The following is a 23,273-nucleotide window of genomic DNA, read 5'->3' as shown; positions in this document are numbered from 1 at the left end:
TTACTTAGGCGTACGGTTTAGGGGACAATGAACTCATCTGAACGGATACAAACTCAACCTAACTCATCACCACCTGGCAATGGTGGCAAGCCAAATGCTTCTCTTTTTTCGTTGAGCGTCATGAAGCTTGCATTTTCTACGTATTTCCACAACTTTTGTCTCTTTTCCATGAGAATTGCTATTGCATCTTTGTCATACGACAAGCACAGATCTTCACCAAATCTTGGTGTCAGCCAAGAATTCAGGTGACAGATAATATTTTCTAGCGTTGGTAAAACTGTCTGTTCCCAGAGGGATAAGCGTGCTTCGACTAAATTGCTCTAAACGCGAATTCTGGATTAAGGAAGGAAGAAAGTATAGGAAATAGAAGGCTTTTTGGATTTGATGGAATAGGAAATGAGAGTAGAAAAGATATGAACCAAAAAATTAACAGGGGATCTATGGCGAGTGTGTTCAATTTCTAGTCTATTTTTTAGGTAACCAAAAACAGTCTCAATGATAGACCTTTTTCTCAGTAAAATCTTCTCATTTAGCGAAATCAATGCATTTTTCATACCTTTTTTCACCTTGGTAACAAGTTTCAAACCTCGGTCAAACAGCTTCTGAAAAAGCTCTTTTGCAATATAACCTTTGTCACCAAACAAAAGGCCGGTTAATTTTTCCGTCAGATTTGGCACAGGTATCCTATCATCAACATTGCCTTTTGTTAGCGTAAGTGCATGAATTTCACCATTTTCATTGATTACCATATGTAATTTGAAACCAAAAACCAGCCGTAAGTACTCTTGCTTAATTTTGCAATTCCAGCAAAAACTTTGTTTTTGGATATTCTTTTTGCATGACAAACTGCAATGGGAGTTGTGTCTATATATGAAATTCCAGTGTTTTCTGACTGTCCACAAAGCCAATGCAACAACATTGCTAAATGCCACAAAACCCTAGGCTTTAGAGCAACAAACCTGGTATATGAAGGCAACTTTGGAAACTCTGATTTGTAGAGCAACGTTAGGTAATGTAGATAGAAAGTTTTGAAATTTTTACACGGAGATTGTTGATATAGCAGGATTATTGTCATGATTTCGGAGTGCTCAATTTCCGTTGTTCTTGTGGGTTTTTTACCATTTGGCAGTAGTTTACCTGCAAAATTTTTCTCTATATCTCTGCAAAAATCATCGACCAAACAAAACAGTTTGTTATATCTTCCATGGTTAACCTCATCTGTTTTTTTTATAACTGCTGAGTTTACCCTGTTTTCTTGCCTTTTCTATTCTCCTTTAATCCAGAATTCGCGTTAACGGTGCTAAAATTAAGAGATATCTGGATAACTTCAGTGGTGGGTGCTATTACTTTTGGAACATTTTTAGCACTTAATACCTTGTGGGCTCCAAGGTTACTGAGCAACTCAGAACTCAATGCAATGGAGTCAGGTATAGCAACCGCAATACTATGGCTTGGTCTTGCAGTTGGTGCTCCAATTGCAGATCGAATCTCAAACTTATTTAAAAATAGGAAACATGTAATTTCTGCTTTTGCTTTATTGCAAGGCGTCTCAATTATTATTTTACTATGCAGCCATTTAACAGTCCACGTTGTGTACTTTTGTATGTTAATGTTCGGGTTTTTTGCGGGAGGACATATGCTTAATTTTACTGTCGGCAGCGAGATTGTGAAACGAAAATACATTAGCACATCATCATCCATTATCAATGGATTTATGTTTATTGGCAGTGGAGTTATAGTGTCAATGTTAGCACTTTTTACAGATTATCAAATGGCGCTTTTTGCAATATTCGTAACGTTGGCAACTGCCAGTATTTTAAATTATGCTACAAAAGAGACATACCCTAAAAAATAAAGTAGCTGAACCTTAAGTCAGTTGCTATATTGTGTTTACATATTGCAATACTTACTCAATTATGGATCACGTTACAACAAAAGACACAACAGTAACTAAGGCAATGATAGCTGAAAATATAAACCAAGAAATAGGATTATCAAAGGAAGACTCTGCTTCGATAATAGACGATATATTGGACGAAATGAAGACGAGCTTGGCAAAGGATGGAATAGTGAAAATATCGTCATTTGGAACATTCTTGGTCAAAAAAAAGAAGGAAAGACCAGGAAATATACCAAATACATCAGAGAAAGTGATGATTCAAGCAAGAAACTCAGTTTCTTTTAGGCCTTCAAAAACTATAAAAAAATCAATAAATAATTAATGAATAAGGAAAAATTATTTTATACGATTAGGGAAGTAGCTGAAGAGCTACATTTGGAACAGCATGTTTTGAGATTCTGGGAAGGTCAATTTCATCAAATTAAGCCTACAAAGCGTAAAGGAAGAAGGCTATATGATCGTAAGTGTATAGAGGCCATAAAGAAAGTAAAGTACATGCTATATGATAAAGGATATACAATAAAAGTAGTGCAAAAGGAATTTGGTAATGATATAAAAGTCAATCGTGATCCAAAGAATTTGTTGCAAGAACTTACCGATTTGAGGGACTATTTAACTAGTAAAATAAATAACGAGGAAAGTAACGAACAGGCGTGAAACACTACGTCTCGCTAGAATTTTGGAGTTTTGTGAGAGTTGATATATCTAAAATGTGGCATATAGCCTCATTTCTTATGTTATTAGCAATATTAATAGGCTGTGGCCTGCAAAAACCTGCACCTGTGCTGCTTAAAGGCGAAGGATTTTACGGAAAAAGAGAGCTGGAATATACAAGAGAGTACCATTTAACTAGGGAGCCTTCAGTGCAAAAAGAAAGTAGAAAAGCCATCATAAACAGGATATACAAAGATAACAATAATGCACAAAACGTGGAAATTAATGGGGTAAATTGTAAATTTGTAATGCCAGTTAAAGGTACAGTTATTTCAGCTACTTCTTCTGATGAAATGTGTAAGGATGGCATAAAAATTGCTGCTCAAAATGGAACGAACGTAGTTGCCTCTGCACCTGGCAAAGTGGTATATGTAGGCAAAGGGCTGAGATGGTATGGGAATTTAATTATAGTGGAACACAAAGATAATTACATGACTGTGTACTCCTATTTAAAAAACATACATGTTGAAATTGGCGATAAAGTAAAGCAAGGTCAAGTAATTGGATCTGCAGGTAAATCAAGCACACAAGATAAAGATCCACAGATGTGTTTCACAATACGGCATAATGGCCAAGCGGTTGATCCTTTGATGCATATGAACTGTAATTGAATTTGGATTTATATGAAATATGATTTTAAAAGTGTTGAAAAATTTTATCAAGATAAATGGGATTTTTCTGTAAGCAAGAATAGTAAACAAAAAAAGTGTTACGTGTTGGAAATGTTTCCATATCCATCTGGTAAAATTCATATGGGACACTTACGTAACTATGCAATAGGGGATGTGATAGCACGTTACAAGAGAGCTAATGGATTTGAGGTTTTGCATCCAATTGGCTGGGATGCGTTTGGATTACCAGCTGAAAATGCAGCAAGGGACAACAATATTAGCCCTGAAACATGGACAAAAGAGAATATAGATAATATGCGTACACAGTTGAAATCTATAGGTCTTTCTTATAATTGGGAGCGTGAACTCTCCACATGTGAGCCTGATTATTACAAACACGAACAAAAATTTTTCCTGGATTTTTTAAAGCATGGGCTTGCCTATCGAAAAGAGTCATGGGTTAACTGGGATCCAGTGGACCAAACAGTGCTTGCAAATGAACAGGTGGTTGATGGAAAAGGATGGCGATCAGGTGCAGTTGTTGAAAAACGTAAGTTGTCCCAATGGTTTTTAAAGATTACTGATTTCGCTGAAGATTTACTCAAGTGCCTGCAAAGTTTGAAAAATTGGCCAGAAAAAGTCAAAACAATGCAGGAGCGTTGGATAGGAAAATCTGAAGGAGCAACTATAGAGTTTGAAATCGTTGGCCTGAATAAGAAATTAAAAGTTTTTACGACTTATCCTCATACTTTGTTTGGGGCTTCTTTTTGTGCAGTGGCAGCAGAGCACCCTATTGTGCAAGATATCAGGCTTCCAAATGCTCCTGAAGTTTTGTCATCCCAGTGCTTGACTACTTGGATCCAGGAAATAGAATCGAAGAGAGGGAGTGACGAAAAAATAGGAGTTTACACCGGATTAAACGTAAAACATCCATTTCTTGATAAGGAATTGCCACTTTACATAGCGAATTTTGTGTTGATGGAATATGGAGAAGGCGCGATTTTTGGTTGCCCTACACACGATCAGCGTGATTTTGAATTTGCGCAGAGGTACAATTTGCCGATTATTCCCGTTATTTCTTCAGCCCACTTAGGTGTCATTCCAGCGCGTGACGCTGGAATCCAGAATTCTTACAATGGATCTCAGTGTCGAAGCACTGGGATGACAAAGGAGGCGTATACTGGCGATGGGGTAATGTTCAATTCTGAATTCTTAAACGGATTAACGGTAAGTAGAGCAAAGGAAGTAATCATTAAAAAGCTCAAAGAAAAAGGGATAGGTGAGAAAACAACAAACTATCGTTTGCACGATTGGGGAGTTTCAAGACAGCGTTATTGGGGATGCCCTATACCTATCATATATTGCAAAGACTGTGGTACTGTTCCAGTACCAGAAAAAGACCTTCCTGTAGTTCTACCAACAGATGTGGAATTTGCAAGTGGTGGTAATCCGCTTGATAAACACCCAACTTGGAAATTTGTTGACTGCCCAAAATGCGGAAAGCAAGCAGAGCGTGAAACTGATACATTCGACACCTTTTTTGAGTCTTCCTGGTATTTTGCTGCATTCTGTAGTGAAGATAAATCAATAGACAAAGATGCATGTAATCGTTTTATGCCTGTTGATTATTATATAGGTGGAATAGAACATGCAATTCTGCATTTGCTTTATTCAAGATTTTTCTGCCGTGCTTTAACCAAATGTGGCTATTTTGATATTAAAGAGCCTTTCTCTACTTTAATCACTCAAGGAATGGTCTGCCATGCAACTTATAAAGACGAAAATGGTAAGTGGCTATTTCCCGCAGAAGCAAAAGAATTAATAGCGCGAGGTGCAAAAGTTCAAGTGGGCAAAGTTGAAAAAATGAGCAAATCGAAAAAGAACACAGTTGATCCAAATTTTATCATAGAAAAGTATGGTGCTGATACTGCCCGCTTGTTTGTGTTGTCTGACACTCCTCCAGAGAAAGATATGGAATGGTCCGATGATGGTGTGGAAGGTTGTTCTCGTTATGTAAATAAATTGTGGCGTATGGTCATGCAGCTTAAGCCTGTGAATATGCACTATGATAACAAAAGTGTTACGGGTGGACTTCTAGAGTACAGAAAAAAAATTCATAAACTCTTACATGGACTTACAGATGACTTGGAAAACTGCAGATTAAACTGTGTAGTGGCAAAATTTCGTGAAATGACGAATTTAATAGCTGAAATAGACGTAGCAGCTGGAAAATCTCTTATTGATGAAGGTATATGCATACTAATCAGAGTAATCGAACCATTCATACCACATCTAGCTGAAAGCCTATGGCAAGAAATAGGAGGTCAACCTTGGCCAAAAGCTGATGAATCATTATTAGTTGACGATACGGTAACTATAGCAGTGCAAATCAATGGAAAATTACGTACAACAATAAAGGTGGCAATTAACTTACCTCAAGAAGAATTGAAGAAAATAGCGATAGACTCTGTGTCCAGTAAGATCGATCAAAGCAAAGTTCGCACTGTATATGCTGTACCAAATAAGATAGTAAATATAGTTATATAAAAAATCCGAGTGTATCTGTTCAGGGGCATCGCAAATATTGAAGCAAAAGTGGTCAGTGCTTGACACACAGCTGTACGAACATTGCAATTTGCAGGTAATTTGCGTAGTAAGTGGTGTCATCCAAGTAGTCGACACTGGGATGGCTTTGTTGCATAGCAACGTAAGTTTTTTCCAGAGTAAATAATTTTATGCGACTATTTCAAATTTAGGCATACCAATTGCAGTAAATTTGTTCATTAAGTAGCATTTAATAAGTAGTTCCTTCTCTCTATTTGTCTCAGATTTATTCTTAAAACTAAACCCAAATATTCGCTTCAACCTTGAGAAAAATTCTTCAATATACGATCTTTTTCCGTAATTTACTTCTTCTTTCCATCTTTTTATACCATTCTCACCATGTAATTTCATTAACTGAATAGCGGCATTTCTATCAAGCATATAATCCAATTTTGGATGCTCTGCTGCGTTGTTTTTCGGAGGAATTTTCGTTTTTATGCCATATTGATTACACTGCTTAAGACGCGAATTCTGGATTAAAGGAGAATAGAAAAGGCAAGAAAACAGGGTAAACTCAGCAGTTATAAAAAAACAGATGAGGTTAACCATGGAAGATATAACAAACTGTTTTGTTTGGTCGATGATTTTTGCAGAGATATAGAGAAAAATTTTGCAGGTAAACTACTGCCAAATGGTAAAAAACCCACAAGAACAACGGAAATTGAGCACTCCGAAATCATGACAATAATCCTGCTATATCAACAATCTCCGTGTAAAAATTTCAAAACTTTCTATCTACATTACCTAACGTTGCTCTACAAATCAGAGTTTCCAAAGTTGCCTTCATATACCAGGTTTGTTGCTCTAAAGCCTAGGGTTTTGTGGCATTTAGCAATGTTGTTGCATTGGCTTTGTGGACAGTCAGAAAACACTGGAATTTCATATATAGACACAACTCCCATTGCAGTTTGTCATGCAAAAAGAATATCCAAAAACAAAGTTTTTGCTGGAATTGCAAAATTAAGCAAGAGTACTTACGGCTGGTTTTTGGTTTCAAATTACATATGGTAATCAATGAAAATGGTGAAATTCATTCACTTACGCTAACAAAAGGCAATGTTGATGATAGGATACCTGTGCCAAATCTGACGGAAAAATTAACCGGCCTTTTGTTTGGTGACAAAGGTTATATTGCAAAAGAGCTTTTTCAGAAGCTGTTTGACCGAGGTTTGAAACTTGTTACCAAGGTGAAAAAAGGTATGAAAAATGCATTGATTTCGCTAAATGAGAAGATTTTACTGAGAAAAAGGTCTATCATTGAGACTGTTTTTGGTTACCTAAAAAATAGACTAGAAATTGAACACACTCGCCATAGATCCCCTGTTAATTTTTTGGTTCATATCTTTTCTACTCTCATTTCCTATTCCATCAAATCCAAAAAGCCTTCTATTTCCTATACTTTCTTCCTTCCTTAATCCAGAATTCGCGTTTGAAATAGTTGAATTTCAGATAGGAGAGCATTTATCTGATAATGATATAGTGAGATTGGATGATGTATATGGAAGATTTTGAAATTCTAATGTTAAAGATACTCTATAAATCTACTAAATTTAAGGAAGCAAAAATCTCTAGTTTTCAAATAAAGAAAAGTCTACAATTATACGAAGTTTCAAAAATATAATGTTTAACCTCAAAATATTTTGTAATGTCCATTGCCTTTGAAATTACTATGGCTGCTTGCTATTTGCGAGCGAAAAATGCCAGATTTTGCTCTATAATGACTTTGTTCTCTATTATCGGCATTGCCCTTGGAGTTGCAACGCTAATAGTGGTGATGTCTGTGATGAACGGATTCAGAGCAAAGTTGCTTGACTCAATACTTGGCATTGATGGCCATATTAATGTTTATTTTGATAGGAACATAAATTCAGATTACTGCACAGTTTCGAAATCTATTGAGAAAATTCCTGGTATATTAAAAGCTACTCCTATGACCAATGATCAAGTTATTATTGTAGCAAATGGTAAAATTGCAGGTAGCGTAGTGCGAGGTGTGTCAACTAAAGATTTGCTTGATAGTACTGCCGTTACAAATAATGTAATTATAGGTGATGTAAAAAAATTTGATGAAGGGATAGTAATAGGAGCACGATTGGCAGAAGCTTTGAACGTTGACTATGGCAACGAAATTACGTTTATATCATCTGAAGAATTTGATGCATTACTTGGTGAAATGCCGCGAATGAAAAAATATAAAGTTATAGCAATATTTGATATGGGTATGTTTGAGTATGATAATACCTTGATATATATGCCTCTAAAATCAGCACAAGCCTTTTTTAATTATGAAAATAGTATAAAAAATATAGAAGTACTTGTAGACGACGTTACTAGAGCTGATAAGCTAGCAGATGCTATAGAAAAAGAAATAGGAATGGAAGCTGAAAGTTGGCAATCACAGCAAAGCCATTATTTTAGTGCTTTAGAAACTGAAAGAAATGTGATGTTTTTGATTCTTACTTTGATTATAGTTGTAGCAGCGTTTAATATTATCTCAAATTTAATGATGATAGTGCAAGAAAAGAAATCCGCGATTGCAATTATGCGTACATTTGGTGCAACAAGTGGAAGCATTATGCGTATATTTTGCGCTTGTGGTCTATTAATCGGTTTTACGGGAACTTGTCTTGGCTGTATTATAGGTGTCGTTTTTTCTCTCAATATCGAAAGTATTAGAGTATTTTTAGAAAACGTTACTAACGTCAAGCTGTTTGATCCTATGGTATACTTTTTTTCAAGTTTGCCAGTGATATTAGTACCCCAAGACGTAGTAAATATTTCTGCACTTGCGTTATTCTTATCATTTTTAGCGACAATTGCTCCTGCATTGCAGGCAGCTGCACAAGATCCTGCGGAGATACTACGTTATGAATGATACTCAGCAAAAGTACATAGGTTGGTTCTTAATTGTATTGTTATTTACCGGTTACATCGCAATAAATAACATAATCTTTTTTAAAATAAATCAGCAAGAGAGTGAAAATAATGTGAAAATTTTAATGGAAGGCATGGATGAGCTTAGAATGTTGCTTGAAGTTAATCAATCTAGAACGGAAAAAAGGATATTTGACTTAAAGAGAAGTCAGCATACTCAGTGTGAGCAAGGTGATAATAACTCAAGATGTAAGAACCTTGCAAAATTGCTATTACTTGTGGTTAAAATGAAGGATTCGTTATTGCGAGAAGCAAAATTTGATAATCATATAAATTCAATAAAGCCTTTGATATCAGAGCTTGACGATCCAGAGATAGAAAATGCAATGAATGAATTAGAAAATGTGAAAGAGATAAATACTTTACATGAATTAAAATTATCTTTTGAAAAAACCATTGCTGTTATTAACTACAATAAAAGTACATTATTAAAAAAAATCATTTCAAACTGGATAAAGGTAGACGACCGGAATGATCCATTAAGAGTAAAATTTGCGGAAATTGAGGAGTCAATAAACGATAATGATTGGCAGAGCATAGCTACTACAATAGGAGATTTAGCACACCCAGAATTCAAGCCATGGCTGAATAAATTGAATGGTCTTATTGTAGCTTCTAAGAATATTTCAACAATATATCATCACTTATTACAATATATCTCATGATTTATTTTATAATTTTCGCTTTTTCGTTTTTATTTGGCATATGGGTCAAGGTAAGTGGTGAAGTAATAAAATTAGAATTAGGCAATTACACTATAAGTATTGATCTATATTTCATTATTTTTACTTGTGTAGTTTTGTTATTTTTATTAATTACACTTGTACGCTTTTTTTCCTCCATTTCATCAACATTTGCCAACATAAGAAATAGAAGAAGGGATAGGGAAGAATTGCTTCTCTTTGAAGCTTTCTTTAGCATAGACTTAGACAATATAGAGAACGCCCAAAAGGTAGTTAAAAGTCTAAATGAGAAGAGCGATAGGTTGTCTTTAATAAAGCTCTTTAACTCAGGTAAGACGGGAAATTACAGCTTTTTCAGTAATGGTTTAACAGACATTGCAAATAAAAATCGTAACTTAGCTCTACTTCTAGCCAACAAGCTAATTGTTTACCTCAAACAAGAAAAGGTAGTCTTTCAAAAATTTATAGAATATTGCTCTAGCTCAATCAACGATAAAATGCTATCTATTCCCTTTCAAATAGAGCATTGCATATTGAAAGAAGATTGGATTAATGCAATTTTGAGATTAAAGGAAGCAGTTAAGTTCAATATTTTTCTTCCCTTTGACCATAAAGAAATGTTTGCAGTTTTTTATTGTGCTTTGGCAAAACAATATGAAAGTAAAGGGGATTTTAAAGGGGCTATAAAGTCTTTATTCAGAGCACAAAGTTATTATGCAACTTTTCGGCCCATCAATTATTTAAAGGCAGAATTATATATTAAACTTGGAAAAATCAGAAAAGCTTCTGCAGTCCTAGAGATAGAATATGCAGTAAATCCTACTCCTCAGTCAGCTAGAATGTACATCAATTTAAATAGTAAAGGTGCTGAAAGACTATACAACTTACGCCCTGATTATTATTTTAGTTACTGTTTACTTGCTTTGTCCTCAATGAGTTCAGGTAAATATGATCTTGCAAGTCAATATTTAGACACTGCTATCAAAAAAGCTAATTACATGTCAATCTACTTTATTGTAATACAGCTCAAGGTTACATTGCAAGAACACGACAAGGTAATTTATTGGCTAAACAAGATGGGCTCAGAAGCTTTGCCTGATCCAGGCTGGAAGTGTAAAAATTGTAACAGAGAACTAAAGCAATGGGATCATAAGTGTTCAAGTTGTAATAGTTTTAATTGTATTTATTATGTATTATAAGATTCCACAAAGTGTGATGCTATAGAAATTACCATTAGGCTACTTTCACATTGATATTGCTGAAGTTAGAACACTTTCTTAATATAATCCTTATCTTCACAATAAACCTGCAAGTTTCTTAGTTAGACTTGGTTTTAATGTCAAAAAAACTTGCTTTTAGACACTAACAGTTATATATTTTTAATAAATAGAGTTGTATACAAAATGAAGAGCTTAAAGGAATTATCCTTAAGAATTAAGAATATTAGGTCTGTCCAGAAAACCACGAAAATAATGCAAATGGTTTCTGCAGCAAAGTTATTACAAAGCCAAAAGAAATTATCAAATTCAAAATTATATATATCTAAGCTGCATAGCATTATTTCTTCATTAATGCTATCAGTTGATCAAAAATTACTGGCAAAAATTCTAAATGTCAGTAACGACAATTCTTATCTAGTATTCATTGTTGCGTCTGATCGTGGCTTATGCGGCAACTTTAACTCTTCTATTGTCAAATTTAGTCAAAATAAGTTAATCGCAAATGGCAAAAAAGTAGATATTGTATTTCTTGGTAAAAAAGCTTTTAATGTAGGTAAAAATAGATTTGACTCTAAAAGTATCTTAAAAATTGAAAATAGTAAGGGAATCACGTTAAAGCACGTAGAAGCTTTGGTTGATAGTATAGATTTAAGTAAATACGATAAAGTTAAAGTTTTTTATAGTAAATTCTATAATACCTTCACGCAAAAACCAATGTTGGAAACAATAAAACCATGGAGTGAAGACTCATCCTTGATTGACAACTCTCTGGCTGGTCCAACAATAGATTACGGCTATGAGTATGAACCACAAAATATTGAATTTATTTTAAAATCTTTGGTTCAAGATTACGTTGTAATTGCTCTTTACTCTGCTTTGCTTGAAAGTGCAACAAGTGAGAATAGTGCTAGAATGGTTGCTATGGAATCAGCAAACAGAAACACTAAGGAGATGCTGAACAAACTAGCATTGCTTTATAATCGTTCTCGTCAAGCAGCAATTACAACTGATTTAATTGAAGTTATAGGTGGTGCAGAGTCTTTATAAAAATCTAAGGGATAGAAAATGAATATATTAAATATTGCAGCAGATATCACTAAATTAATAAAAAAGCAGAATCAAGACGCGGAAGTTACAATATATGAGACTAATAAAACTTCAGTTTCTCAGCGTCTATCAAAAATTGAGCAAATATCACAATCTAAAAATTGCACTGTAGGAATCAGAGCTATAGCAGGTAAAAACAAAGCTGCGTATATTTCTACAAACGATTTGAATAATCTTAGTGATACGGTAAGCCAAGTGGTAGAAATGGCAAAGAATGCGCCAGAAGATCCTTGCATTAATTTTGCTGTAAATGGTAGTAATTATATCTCTTCTGCAGATTTAAGTATCTCAGATAATAATGTTGTAACCGTTGATAACCTAAAAGAAATTGCTGAAGCTGCAGAAAATTCAGCCCTTGCACATAAGAGTATCACTAATTCTGAAGGAGCCTCTTCTTCATACGCTTTAGTGAATACAGTATTATCGACTGTTTCTGGTTTTATTGGCTCGTTTAGTAAATCAACCTTTGCTAATCAGGTCTCTGTTGTTGCTGGAAGAGAAAGTGAAATGAAGGTTGGTTACGATTATGATATAGCATGTAATTTTAGTGATTTAAAGTTGCCAGAGTTAATAGGAAAAGAAGCAGCAAAAAGAGCAGTTGATCAATTGAATTCACGTACAATTAAAACTGGTAAATTTCCAGTTATTTTTGAAAAAAGAGCAGCAAAAGGGCTAGTAAAAAGTTTTGCTTCTGCTATAAATGGGAGCAGTATTATAAGCAACAGTTCTTTCTTGAGGGGTAGTTTAAACGCTCAGATTTTCAACGATAGAATTAATATTATCGATGATCCATTGTTGCCAAGAGGCATAGCATCGAGACCATTTGATGGAGAAGGGATAACTAGCAAAAAAAATATATTTGTAAAAAACGGAATATTACAAAATTGGATTTTAGACTTATACTCGGCTAAAAAATTAGCCTCAGAAACAACCGGAAGTGCAACTCGTGCAAGTAATGCTGCAGTTATTCCTGCAGCTAGTAACTTCTATATTGAGAATGGTAATGTATCGTTTGAAGAATTAATTCAGGAAGTGAAAAAGGGAGTATATGTAACTGATTTATTTGGTTTTGGTATCAATTTAATCAATGGTGATTACAGCCAAGGCGCTTCCGGATTTTTCATAGAAGATGGAAAAATAACGTATCCAATACATGAGATTACCATTGCTAGCAATTTGAAGGATATGTTTAGCAATTTAGTCGTTTCAGATGATCTAACTTTTTGTGGGCAATTTAATTCACCGACAATTAAAGTTAGCGAAATGACGGTTGCAGGTTCGCTTAACGATTAAAAAATTTATTTGCATCAAGTACAACAATTGTGTATTATTGTCATGTAATGTTAAGAATAGACTATGGAGTATAAAGGTTTAGTTTCAATAGCTAAGCTTAAAGCATTCTCAATCGTAATTTCAAAGTTTTTCATCACATTAGTAATATTAGTTAATAATTTAGGAGTTGTTTAAATGGAATTTGGTAATGTAAAATGGTTTAATGCCGAAAAAGGCTATGGTTTCATCAAGCCAGAAGGTAAAGGGGGTGATGTTTTTGTACATATTAGCACATTGGAACGTTCAGGAATAAGACCTGAGACACTTAAAGGAGAGAATAAAGAGAAGGGAATAAAAGGAGAAAGGGTGAGTTATGAGGTTAAAGAGGAGCGCGGTAGAAACGGAGAAGATAAAAAATCTGCAATAAATTTAAGATTGGAAGATTAATCTATTATGAAATCTTTTAACAGGATTAACGTATTGTGAATAATTTTCATGGGATGGGTCTCCCAGCTTCGCTTACACAAGCTCTAGATAAAAATAATCTTTTCGTCCCAACTCCGATTCAAGTACAAGCGATTCCCTTAGCGCTACAAGGTAAAGATATTCTCGGATCTGCTCAAACGGGAACTGGAAAAACTTTGGCATTTGCTATTCCGTTGGTTGCTAAGTTGCTGAATGAGCCTAACACTGGTTCAGCTTTAGTCATCGTGCCAACCAGGGAGCTTGCGCATCAGGTAACAAATGAGATAAGAAAACTCTTATCTCAAAATTCTGCACTAAGGGTTGCTTTGTTGATTGGTGGTGAGCCTATTTTTAGGCAGCTAAATCAGCTTCAGAAAAAACCACAAATTGTAATAGGTACTCCTGGTCGTATTATAGACCATATTGAGCGTAAAACTTTGATTACTCGCAATGTTAGCGTTCTTGTGCTTGATGAAACGGATCGTATGTTTGATATGGGCTTTGGAATTCAAATTGAAGGGATCATGAAATATCTGCCAAAAATACGGCAGACTCTTATGTTTTCTGCAACTCTTCCTAGTGATATAGTTAAACTTACTGAGAAGTACCTTAATCGACCAGAACGTATTTCTGTTGATTGTGAGACTACAACTTCTGTAAAAATTAAGCAAGAAATTGTTTATGCATCAGAATCAGAAAAATATGAAAAGCTTGTTACACAACTATGTCAGCGCGAAGGATCAATCATTATCTTTGTCAAAACAAAGCAAGGAGCGGATCAGCTAGCTAGCAGATTGCACAAAGATGACTATAGCGCTTTAGCAATTCATGGTGATTTAAGGCAGCACAAGCGCGAAAGGGTCATTAATTCTTTTCGTCGTGGCCATAATCAAATCATGGTTGCAACAGATGTTGCTTCTCGCGGCCTTGATATTCCCCACATTCAACATGTTATCAATTATGATGCACCACAATCGCAAGCTGACTATATTCATCGTATAGGTAGAACTGCACGCGCTGGAGCTGAAGGGTATGCGCTATCTTTTGTTACACCTCAAGATAAGAGAAGACTGCCTGCACTGGCAGACAAAGAAGGAGAGCCAAATTTTGATTGTAGTGTGCAATTTAAAAAACGTAACAGCAAAAAGGTCTTTAAAAGGCCAAGTACGTTAAAGACTAAATACGGTAGAAAAAAGATCAATGCATTTAAGAAGAAAAGCAGAGTACTAGAAAAAGCGTATTAAATAGGATTTACCTACAACTTGATAAGCGTAAAACTCGTCATTCCGCTACTCATTAGCGGAATCTATGCTGAGATATCGCGGTGCTATGACGTAGATCCATAGTGGGGATTCAAATTGGCTACAGCGAACTCCTGGATTTCAATTTTTTTAATAATTGTGTGCTATTCATTATATATGAGTTCCCACTTTTAAAGAGAATAGGAGATGATTTCCAAAAACTTAGAGGCAAGTTTGAATAGAGCGCTACTCATTGCTTCTAATTTTAATCTAAAATATGCGAAAGTAGAACATTTATTGCTGGCGTTAACTAAAGACGTGGACGTAAATTACGTTTTATCAAGATGTAATATCAGAGCCGATGAAATCATCAATATGGATAACATTCTATCAAGATGCAATATTAAGGCTAATGATTATAATAATAATATAAAAGGGTTTTTACAAAGCAGTTCTGAATTGATTATCAGTGGAGTTAAACCTAGCTCAATGTTTCAATGCATAATACACAGAGCAATAATACGGGCTCATAGCTTGGGGAAAAAAGAAATAAATGGAGCAAGTGTTCTAGTAGAAATTTTGTCTGGGCAAGATTTCTACGTTGAAGATCTATTGCAGAAACAAAGTGCGAAAGATTCCAATTTGATTTACCATATATCTAATATGAAATACTCTAACGATATAGATGAATACACCACCAATCATAAAGTAAAACTTGATAAAAATAATGACGCTCCTACTACAGTAAATAAAGGTGAGCTACTAAAAGATGAGGAAATTCTACAAAGTTATTGTAAAAATTTAAATGACTATGCAAGAAGCAAAAAAATAGATTATGTTATTGGTCGTGATTATGAGTTAAATCGCACTATAGAAATATTATTGAGGCGTAGAAAAAACAACCCTTTATATGTTGGAGACCCAGGTGTTGGCAAAACAACAATAGTTGAGGGTTTGGTATTGAAGATCATTGAAGGCAGTGTTCCGAGTGCGCTCAGGTCCAGTGTAATTTATGCTTTGGATTTAGGATCACTCCTTGCAGGGACACGCTACAGAGGTGATTTTGAAGAGAGAATAAAATCTATAATAAAAGCGATTGAGGCAAAACCAGGTGCTATCCTTTTTATTGACGAAATACACACTATCATTGGAGCAGGTTCTACAAGTGGTAGCTTTCTTGATGCAGGTAACCTACTCAAACCTGCGCTTGCAAGAGGTACACTGCGTTGTATAGGCGCAACTACATATAGAGAATACAGCACTAGTTTTGAAAAAGATAAAGCACTAGCGAGAAGGTTTCAAAAAATTAATGTTAAAGAATCTTCTGTTAATGAAACGATAAAGATACTAGATGGTATAAAGCACTACTATGAAGGGTATCATGGAGTATATTATACAAAGAATGCCATTAGGTCTGCGGCTGAACTTTCGCATAAGTATATTACTGGGCGAATATTACCTGATAAAGCGGTTGATGTTATTGATGAGGCAGGAGCATATTGTAAATTGCTAAGAAACAGGGGTAAAATTGTAAATAGTAGAGATATTAAGAATACCATTACTAGAATTACAAATGTGCCTTGCGGATCTGAATCTGATGATTTGCAGAAAGTAAAGTCTTTAAAAGCTAATCTAGAGAAGGTGATTTTTGGCCAAGACCAGGCAATAGAATCTCTTGTTAGTTCTATTAAAATTGCTAAATCTGGGTTGAGAAATTACAATAAGCCTTTAGCAAATTATCTTTTTGCAGGGCCAACCGGTGTTGGTAAAACCGAGCTAGCAAAACAATTAGCAGAAAGCATGGGCATGAATCTTATACGCTTTGATATGTCCGAATACATTGAATCTCATACGATATCAAGGATGATTGGTTCTCCTCCTGGATATGTAGGTTATGATCAGGGTGGATTACTCACAGAGTCTGTATCTAACAATCAATATAGTGTTGTGTTGCTTGATGAAATTGAAAAGGCCCATAGCGATATCTATAATATATTGCTACAAATTATGGATTATGGTTGTGTTACAGACACTTACGGACGTAAAGTTAACTTTTCCAATATAATTTTAATTATGACAACTAATGCAGGAGCAGTTGAACGCAGCAAAAGTTTTGTTGGCTTTGGGCATAAAAATTTTAACATTGGTGATAGTGAAAAAGCGATAGAACAGGTTTTTAGCCCTGAATTTCGTAATCGTCTTGATGCGATTATTTCTTTTTCTGACTTAAGTACGGATGTGATTTTGCATATTGTGGATAAATTTGTTCTAGAACTGAAAAAGCAACTGATGCAAAAAGGCATAAACTGCTTGGTAGAGGATGAAGTGAAATCTTATCTTGTACAAATGGGTTATAGTAAAGAAATGGGAGCACGTCCGATAGAGAGACTTATTGAAAAAGAGATAAAAAGTTACTTAGCGGAAGAAATACTGAATCGTAAATTAACAAAAGGAAAGAAATTAAGAATTTATATGAATAAAGTAGCAAATAAAATTGCTTTTGATATAGTTTAAAATCCTTGTATTGAACTTCACCTCTGTTACAATTTATAACTTAAATTTAATTTGAATTATAGTGATAAGTGATAAAGTAAAACAAGTTCTAAGCTACTACGAAAGTGAAAACCCCGGGGTAAAAGCAAACCTTACTCGTATTCTCATGCATGGAAAGCTTGGTGGCACTGGCAAGTTAGTGATTCTGCCTGTAGACCAAGGGTTTGAGCACGGGCCAATAAAAAGCTTTGAAGTTAATCCCGATGCTTATGACCCACATTATCATTTTCAGCTTGCGGTTGATTCGGGAGTAAGTGCATATGCTGCTCCACTTGGTATGATTGAAGCTGGTGCTTCGACTTATGCTGGAATGCTCCCACTTATTTTGAAACTTAATAGTTCCAACTCCTTACATTCAAAAAATCTGACTTCTGATCAAGCAATAACCTCTTCTGTGAAAGATGCGCTGCGTTTGGGCTGCTTGGCTGTTGGATTTACTATATATCCTGGTTCTGCCAAGTGTTTTGATATGATGGAAGAAGCTCGTGAAATCGTAGCTGAAGCCAAATCTTATGGGCTTGCAGTAGTGCTATGGTCTTATCCACGTGGTGAAGGAATTTCCAAAGAAGGTGAAACAGCAGTTGATGTTATTGCCTATGCTGCGCACATAGCAGCTTTACTTGGCGCTAATATAATCAAAGTAAAGCTTCCAACTAGATATTTGGAAAAAGAAAAGATAGAAACAGAAAATATTGAATCATTATCTAAAAGAATTGAATATGTTAAAAAATCTTGTTTTGCAGGGAAAAGAATAGTAGTTTTTTCTGGTGGCGAATCGAAGGAAGTAGATGACATATGCAATGAAGCGAAAGAAATTAAGCAGGGTAGTGGTAATGGTTCAATCATTGGACGTAACACTTTTCAACGCAAAAGGGAGGAAGCTTTATCTATGCTAAAAGATATAATGGATATCTACACATAAAAAACGGCTGGGTGGCAGAATGGCTTATGCGGAGGACTGCAAATCCTTTTATACCGGTTCAATTCCGGTCCCGGCCTCTTTCATTTTCTATATCTTATAAAAGTTGCTCAATTCAACAGTAGCTTTAAGTGTGTAACCTATAACGCGAATTCTGGATTAAAGGAGAATAGAAAAGGCAAGAAAACAGGGTAAACTCAGCAGTTATAAAAAAACAGATGAGGTTAACCATGGAAGATATAACAAACTGTTTTGTTTGGTCGATGATTTTTGCAGAGATATAGAGAAAAATTTTGCAGGTAAACTACTGCCAAATGGTAAAAAACCCACAAGAACAACGGAAATTGAGCACTCCGAAAACGCGAATTCTGGATTAAGGAAGGAAGAAAGTATAGGAAATAGAAGGCTTTTTGGATTTGATGGAATAGGAAATGAGAGTAGAAAAGATATGAACCAAAAAATTAACAGGGGATCTATGGCGAGTGTGTTCAATTTCTAGTCTATTTTTTAGGTAACCAAAAACAGTCTCAATGATAGACCTTTTTCTCAGTAAAATCTTCTCATTTAGCGAAATCAATGCATTTTTCATACCTTTTTTCACCTTGGTAACAAGTTTCAAACCTCGGTCAAACAGCTTCTGAAAAAGCTCTTTTGCAATATAACCTTTGTCACCAAACAAAAGGCCGGTTAATTTTTCCGTCAGATTTGGCACAGGTATCCTATCATCAACATTGCCTTTTGTTAGCGTAAGTGAATGAATTTCACCATTTTCATTGATTACCATATGTAATTTGAAACCAAAAACCAGCCGTAAGTACTCTTGCTTAATTTTGCAATTCCAGCAAAAACTTTGTTTTTGGATATTCTTTTTGCATGACAAACTGCAATGGGAGTTGTGTCTATATATGAAATTCCAGTGTTTTCTGACTGTCCACAAAGCCAATGCAACAACATTGCTAAATGCCACAAAACCCTAGGCTTTAGAGCAACAAACCTGGTATATGAAGGCAACTTTGGAAACTCTGATTTGTAGAGCAACGTTAGGTAATGTAGATAGAAAGTTTTGAAATTTTTACACGGAGATTGTTGATATAGCAGGATTATTGTCATGATTTCGGAGTGCTCAATTTCCGTTGTTCTTGTGGGTTTTTTACCATTTGGCAGTAGTTTACCTGCAAAATTTTTCTCTATATCTCTGCAAAAATCATCGACCAAACAAAACAGTTTGTTATATCTTCCATGGTTAACCTCATCTGTTTTTTTATAACTGCTGAGTTTACCCTGTTTTCTTGCCTTTTCTATTCTCCTTTAATCCAGAATTCGCGTTATTAGCTTCCATATTGCTTGTTGAATTAATTAATGCTACAATATAACGTATTAGGTAATATTTATGCTATGTATGGTGAAAAAGATAAGTTAGCCTACAGAAAGAAGGTACGAACTTACTCGAAACGCTTAGTTACTGCGCTATCTACTGCCCTTTTTATTGGATATATAGCAATATTAGTCTTTAATATTTCTGGGCTAAGTGTACATTCTGCCGCTCTTAGTATCACACTAAGTGCAATTTCACTTGGCTTAAATTTATGGTCACGTACTGATCACTTTCGAAAATGTGAGCTTAATAAGCAGCTTGGTGTAGAAAACTCTCCTGGACAAGAAAAATTAACGAAGATCTATCTTGATATAGTATCCAGTGTTTCATTTCTAATAGGAGGTATTGCATCTATGTCGCTTTTTGAGTCTTCTGTTATCTATTTTGTTTCTACACCTTTTTTTATTTTAGGTTGTGCTATTATGGCAACTAATATCATTCAGACTTTGATCAGCAAACCACAGGCAGAAAAACCTACTGATAACCTCTCTCCAACCGCAAAAGCAGTTTGAGTGTTAACAAGTTAACTTATTTGACTTGTATAGGAATATTAGCTATAATACTAATAGTTTAATAATAAAAGAGGTTAGTATATGGATTTTTCAAACAGTCACCCAGATTTTTTTGAGGATAATGCTCATTATGTAATATCTGAATATAATAAGGATAATCCAGATCTTATAGATCGTAGTGCATATGTAGTAGAACGTGATGAATATGAGAATTTGGTATTCAAAAACTTATATACATATATATGTTCCGATGGAAACGTACATAAAGATATAATGCTTAATCCAAAATCTTTACAAATAGAAGAGAGGATAGAAGATAGCAGAATCAAAAAGTGTTATACAAATAACTATAAGATAGATAATGGAACTTTATCTTTAGATGAGAGAGAATTAGTATTCAATATAACTCCAGGTGAATGGAATGATTCAACAGAGTTCAATGTAATTAGCATTAAAAAAGTATAAGTGAATTTAAAGCTTAGTGGTAAATAGGGGACTGAGTATCCTTATTTCAACATCAATTACTTGAATAGTTGCTCAAGCCATCAAAATAAATTTTTATTCAGTAATTTGTGTATAAAGGGTACTATTTTACTAGTAGTGAAATAAATCAGAATGAAGTCTATTTTATTAACGAGGCCTTTATTGGATTCGTTCAATACAAGAAATATATTGAGAAAGTATGGATACAAAGTTTTTATAGAACCAGTATTCACAATAAAGTACTTAAATCCTGATATATCTGCGTACGAATTTGACGTTGTGATATCTACAAGTAAAAACAGTGTAAAGACTTTTAGTCAAATATGCAAAGTGGATGACTTTCCGATTATTACAGTTGGTAATTCAACCATGCAGGCTGCAAAAAATTTGGGATTTTCTGATATAATCTCAGCAGACAGCAACGTTGATGGTCTGATATCATTCATAAAAGCTCACTATTCAAGTGCAATAAAGTTCTTATATATAAGAGGACAAGAAGTATCATGTGACCTAAAAAAGAGATTATCTGAAGAAGATTTTAACGTAAGAGAAGTTGTACTCTATAAAACAATTATTAAAAGGAGTCTAACTAATAGGTGTAAAAATTTACTGTTGGATGGTAAAATTGATAGCGTTGCTTTTTTTTCCTCACAGACAGCAAGGGTATTTTGTTCATTAGTTCTAAAAAGTGGGCTATCTCATGTGATGAATAACACAATTGCATATACCATGAGTAAGAACATTGCTGATAGTTTAAAGTTAATCAAATGGAAAAAAATTATAACATCGAGGTTGCCTACTGGGGAGAGTTTAATTGATATAATTAATAAGGATTGTTGATGCTAAAGATTGCAACTTGGAACGTAAACTCCATACGTAAAAGAGTTAACCAACTTTGTAGTTTTATAGTTGATAGTCAGATAGATATAGTTTTGCTGCAAGAGATAAAATGTACGGAAGAGCAATTTCCTTATGCAGAGATAGAAAAGTTAGGATATGAATATGCTATCTATGGACAAGTTGCAAGAAATGGCGTTTGTGTTTTATCTAAATATCCAATACTGGAGAAGTTTAAGATTGATATCGTAGAAGGTTATCAAGAAGCGCGTTATATAGAGTGCATAATAAAGCACAATAATCAGAAGGTAAGGGTAGGAAGTGTATACGTGCCAAATGGTCAAAGCCTGGACTCTCAAGCATTTGAATATAAACTCAAGTTTTTTGATAATCTATATGAAAGGATGAGCACTTTGTTAAAGAATGAAGAGTTAACTATTATAGCTGGCGATTATAATGTTGCACCGGATGAAATTGATGTCTTTGATTCAAATTTATTGAATGGCCAAGTGTGCTTTCATATAAAAGAACGTGAGAAGTTAAGAGCAGTCTTGAATCTTGGGTTTAAAGACGCGTTTAGAATATCTCACCCAAATTTGCAACAATTTACTTGGTGGCATTATCAAGGCAATTCACTCAGAAATAATCAAGGAATGCGAATAGATTATATGCTGTTATCACCACAAGCTGTAGATAAATTGGAAACATGCTACATAGATGATAGATTGCGTAAGCTAGAAAATCCGTCTGACCATACTCCTGTTGTATGTGCTATAGAATAATAGTAGACCTCTTACACAACTCACTTTTTGGCAAACCTAGGTCTTACTTGGTTGCTGCTCTATGGTCTCTTCCCTTCGTTTGTTTTCCTTTCCTGCCCAAGATCGATCTTGCTGCTCACTCTTTTCGTTTCCCCTGTTGTTTTCCTGGGAAATTTGCTCAGGAACAGGTTGTTGTTCACTCTTTTCTTTTTCTTGGGAAATTTGTTCAGAAACAGAGGTGCCTTTCTCAACTCCTGTAACTGGGGTTTTTAAAATATCATCAATGCCCTCGAGAATTTTTCCATTCAGTTTTGCTCTCTTTTCTGTATCATCTTTATCTTGTGAGCTAGAGTCATACAAAGTACCTTTTTTGTTATTTGAAAAAAGAACTCCCACTCCTCCTTTTATAGCAAATATTGCACCAATAGCAGCAACAACTACCGCAAGTGTAGTAGGACCAAAAATTGATATTGAAGCAATGGAAAAAAGAATAGGAAAAAAGATCTTGCTTAAGAACGTTGTTGCCATCTCTTCATCACTGAGCGGTGGCTCATCCTCCTCTTTTTTATCTTTACTTAAGAATGGTATTTTTTCTTTCATCCCATTCATAAAAGAGCTAAAAAAGTTTTTAGGATTTACCTTTATTCCAAACAGCCACCCGGGAAGCTTTATGAATGAATCTTTAGCTTCTGTACCCCGTATATCAGCTACACACTTAGCTACTGCTTTTTCTATTTTACCATTCTTTAAATTCTCTTCATTAGCTAAATTTTCTTCTCTAATTTCTTTAAACACAGAAAGTAAAAACTGAGAAAAATTCTCTTCACTGAGTGGTTCTACATCTTCTAGCTTGACATTATTGAATATAGTTTGATTCTGACTTAGCATGAAAGCGAGTACTGCCTCGTCATCTTCCTTTAATTCTTTAGGTTGTACTTTGTTTTTTAGCAATTGTATAAAGGCATCATAGATTACCTGATGTTCCTCTTTTTCAAAAATTTTCTCATCTTCGTTAGTTACCTGAGTAGGTAACTTTGGAGGTTTTGAACTTTTTACTTGTGGGCCTGTCATGGCTGACCTAT

General features: G+C 34.7%; 20 protein-coding genes, 1 tRNA gene and 4 pseudogenes. 20 read left to right on the top strand and 5 right to left on the bottom strand.

Annotated elements, in window-relative coordinates; genetic code table 11:
• Positions 1-53: 53 nt before the first annotated feature.
• Together AAGD95_RS06075 and AAGD95_RS06070 are read right to left on the bottom strand one after the other, a co-directional pair.
• Positions 54-320: pseudogene (locus AAGD95_RS06075) on the bottom strand (phage portal protein); the annotation flags it as partial.
• 18 nt (positions 321-338) lie between these two features.
• Positions 339-1,231 (bottom strand): annotated as a pseudogene (locus AAGD95_RS06070) (IS982 family transposase).
• Positions 1,232-1,297: 66 nt separating this feature from the next.
• Here AAGD95_RS06070 and AAGD95_RS06065 point away from each other — a divergent pair.
• The 5 genes from AAGD95_RS06065 (at position 1,298) to leuS (ending at position 5,772) form a co-directional block, all read left to right on the top strand.
• Positions 1,298-1,855, top strand: a complete 558-nt coding sequence (locus AAGD95_RS06065) for a hypothetical protein (RefSeq protein WP_341818475.1) — start codon at positions 1,298-1,300, stop codon at positions 1,853-1,855.
• Between the two features lie 61 nt (positions 1,856-1,916).
• The gene (locus AAGD95_RS06060; RefSeq protein ID WP_265025836.1) at positions 1,917-2,222 is read left to right on the top strand and encodes an integration host factor subunit alpha; all 306 of its coding nucleotides are present in this window, start codon (positions 1,917-1,919) and stop codon (positions 2,220-2,222) included.
• A complete protein-coding gene (locus tag AAGD95_RS06055) occupies positions 2,222-2,557 on the top strand; it encodes a MerR family transcriptional regulator (protein ID WP_341818474.1) in 336 nt (111 codons plus the stop codon). The genes AAGD95_RS06060 and AAGD95_RS06055 overlap by 1 nt, the downstream gene beginning before the upstream one ends.
• Before the next feature lie 53 nt (positions 2,558-2,610).
• Positions 2,611-3,225, top strand: coding sequence for a M23 family metallopeptidase (locus AAGD95_RS06050; protein ID WP_341818814.1), 615 nt, complete (start codon positions 2,611-2,613; stop codon positions 3,223-3,225).
• Between the two features lie 12 nt (positions 3,226-3,237).
• Entirely contained in the window at positions 3,238-5,772 is a 2,535-nt protein-coding gene (gene leuS / locus AAGD95_RS06045) for a leucine--tRNA ligase (protein ID WP_341818473.1), read from the top strand.
• 186 nt (positions 5,773-5,958) lie between these two features.
• Here leuS and AAGD95_RS06040 read toward each other — a convergent pair whose 3' ends face one another.
• On the bottom strand, positions 5,959-6,378 hold the full coding sequence (locus AAGD95_RS06040) for a transposase (protein WP_341818291.1): 420 nt from the start codon (positions 6,376-6,378) through the stop codon (positions 5,959-5,961).
• Positions 6,379-6,393: 15 nt separating this feature from the next.
• On the opposite strand from AAGD95_RS06040, the pseudogene AAGD95_RS06035 reads away from it, so the two are divergent.
• From AAGD95_RS06035 to AAGD95_RS05985, 11 genes and pseudogenes are all read left to right on the top strand, one after another.
• A pseudogene (locus tag AAGD95_RS06035) lies at positions 6,394-7,244 on the top strand (IS982 family transposase).
• A gap of 230 nt (positions 7,245-7,474) precedes the next feature.
• Positions 7,475-8,704: a lipoprotein-releasing ABC transporter permease subunit gene (locus tag AAGD95_RS06030; protein ID WP_341818472.1), complete on the top strand. Its 1,230-nt coding sequence runs from the start codon at positions 7,475-7,477 to the stop codon at positions 8,702-8,704.
• The gene (locus tag AAGD95_RS06025; RefSeq protein WP_341818471.1) at positions 8,697-9,428 is read left to right on the top strand and encodes a hypothetical protein; all 732 of its coding nucleotides are present in this window, start codon (positions 8,697-8,699) and stop codon (positions 9,426-9,428) included. The genes AAGD95_RS06030 and AAGD95_RS06025 overlap by 8 nt, the downstream gene beginning before the upstream one ends.
• A complete protein-coding gene (locus AAGD95_RS06020; protein ID WP_341818469.1) occupies positions 9,425-10,645 on the top strand; it encodes a heme biosynthesis protein HemY in 1,221 nt (406 codons plus the stop codon). Before AAGD95_RS06025 ends, AAGD95_RS06020 begins: the two co-directional genes overlap by 4 nt.
• Positions 10,646-10,849: 204 nt before the next feature.
• Entirely contained in the window at positions 10,850-11,713 is an 864-nt protein-coding gene (gene atpG, locus AAGD95_RS06015; RefSeq protein ID WP_341818468.1) for an ATP synthase F1 subunit gamma, read from the top strand.
• Positions 11,714-11,731: 18 nt separating this feature from the next.
• Positions 11,732-13,066 carry a TldD/PmbA family protein gene (locus AAGD95_RS06010; RefSeq protein ID WP_341818467.1) on the top strand — a complete coding sequence of 445 codons (1,335 nt, stop codon included), beginning with the start codon at positions 11,732-11,734 and terminating at the stop codon, positions 13,064-13,066.
• Between the two features lie 174 nt (positions 13,067-13,240).
• Positions 13,241-13,492 (top strand): cold-shock protein, encoded by a 252-nt coding sequence (locus tag AAGD95_RS06005; protein WP_064124857.1) that lies wholly within the window; start codon positions 13,241-13,243, stop codon positions 13,490-13,492.
• A 35-nt stretch (positions 13,493-13,527) separates the two neighbouring features.
• Positions 13,528-14,754: a DEAD/DEAH box helicase gene (locus AAGD95_RS06000; RefSeq protein ID WP_341818466.1), complete on the top strand. Its 1,227-nt coding sequence runs from the start codon at positions 13,528-13,530 to the stop codon at positions 14,752-14,754.
• Positions 14,755-14,958: 204 nt separating this feature from the next.
• Positions 14,959-17,265: an AAA family ATPase gene (locus AAGD95_RS05995; protein ID WP_341818465.1), complete on the top strand. Its 2,307-nt coding sequence runs from the start codon at positions 14,959-14,961 to the stop codon at positions 17,263-17,265.
• A gap of 64 nt (positions 17,266-17,329) precedes the next feature.
• Positions 17,330-18,226 carry a class I fructose-bisphosphate aldolase gene (locus tag AAGD95_RS05990; RefSeq protein ID WP_341818857.1) on the top strand — a complete coding sequence of 299 codons (897 nt, stop codon included), beginning with the start codon at positions 17,330-17,332 and terminating at the stop codon, positions 18,224-18,226.
• A gap of 5 nt (positions 18,227-18,231) precedes the next feature.
• Positions 18,232-18,303, top strand: a tRNA-Cys gene (locus AAGD95_RS05985).
• A 293-nt stretch (positions 18,304-18,596) separates the two neighbouring features.
• Here AAGD95_RS05985 and AAGD95_RS05975 read toward each other — a convergent pair.
• Positions 18,597-19,447: pseudogene (locus tag AAGD95_RS05975) on the bottom strand (IS982 family transposase).
• Between the two features lie 171 nt (positions 19,448-19,618).
• On the opposite strand from AAGD95_RS05975, the gene AAGD95_RS05970 reads away from it, so the two are divergent.
• The 4 genes from AAGD95_RS05970 (at position 19,619) to AAGD95_RS05955 (ending at position 22,212) form a co-directional block, all read left to right on the top strand.
• Positions 19,619-20,110: a hypothetical protein gene (locus AAGD95_RS05970; protein WP_341818464.1), complete on the top strand. Its 492-nt coding sequence runs from the start codon at positions 19,619-19,621 to the stop codon at positions 20,108-20,110.
• Positions 20,111-20,191: 81 nt separating this feature from the next.
• Positions 20,192-20,575, top strand: coding sequence for a hypothetical protein (locus tag AAGD95_RS05965; protein WP_265034410.1), 384 nt, complete (start codon positions 20,192-20,194; stop codon positions 20,573-20,575).
• Between the two features lie 150 nt (positions 20,576-20,725).
• The gene (locus tag AAGD95_RS05960; protein ID WP_341818463.1) at positions 20,726-21,433 is read left to right on the top strand and encodes a uroporphyrinogen-III synthase; all 708 of its coding nucleotides are present in this window, start codon (positions 20,726-20,728) and stop codon (positions 21,431-21,433) included.
• On the top strand, positions 21,433-22,212 hold the full coding sequence (locus AAGD95_RS05955; protein ID WP_265034411.1) for an exodeoxyribonuclease III: 780 nt from the start codon (positions 21,433-21,435) through the stop codon (positions 22,210-22,212). Before AAGD95_RS05960 ends, AAGD95_RS05955 begins: the two co-directional genes overlap by 1 nt.
• A gap of 36 nt (positions 22,213-22,248) precedes the next feature.
• Here the strand turns inward: AAGD95_RS05955 and AAGD95_RS05950 are convergent, their stop codons facing one another.
• Complete coding sequence (locus AAGD95_RS05950; protein ID WP_341818462.1) at positions 22,249-23,262, bottom strand: hypothetical protein; 1,014 nt, start codon at positions 23,260-23,262, stop codon at positions 22,249-22,251.
• Between the last annotated feature and the right edge of the window lie 11 nt (positions 23,263-23,273).

This window comes from Wolbachia endosymbiont (group B) of Ennomos erosarius (assembly GCF_964026905.1).
Lineage (GTDB): Bacteria > Pseudomonadota > Alphaproteobacteria > Rickettsiales > Anaplasmataceae > Wolbachia.
Note: the sequence above shows the minus strand (reverse complement) of the source record. Positions and strands in the feature narration are given on the sequence as shown.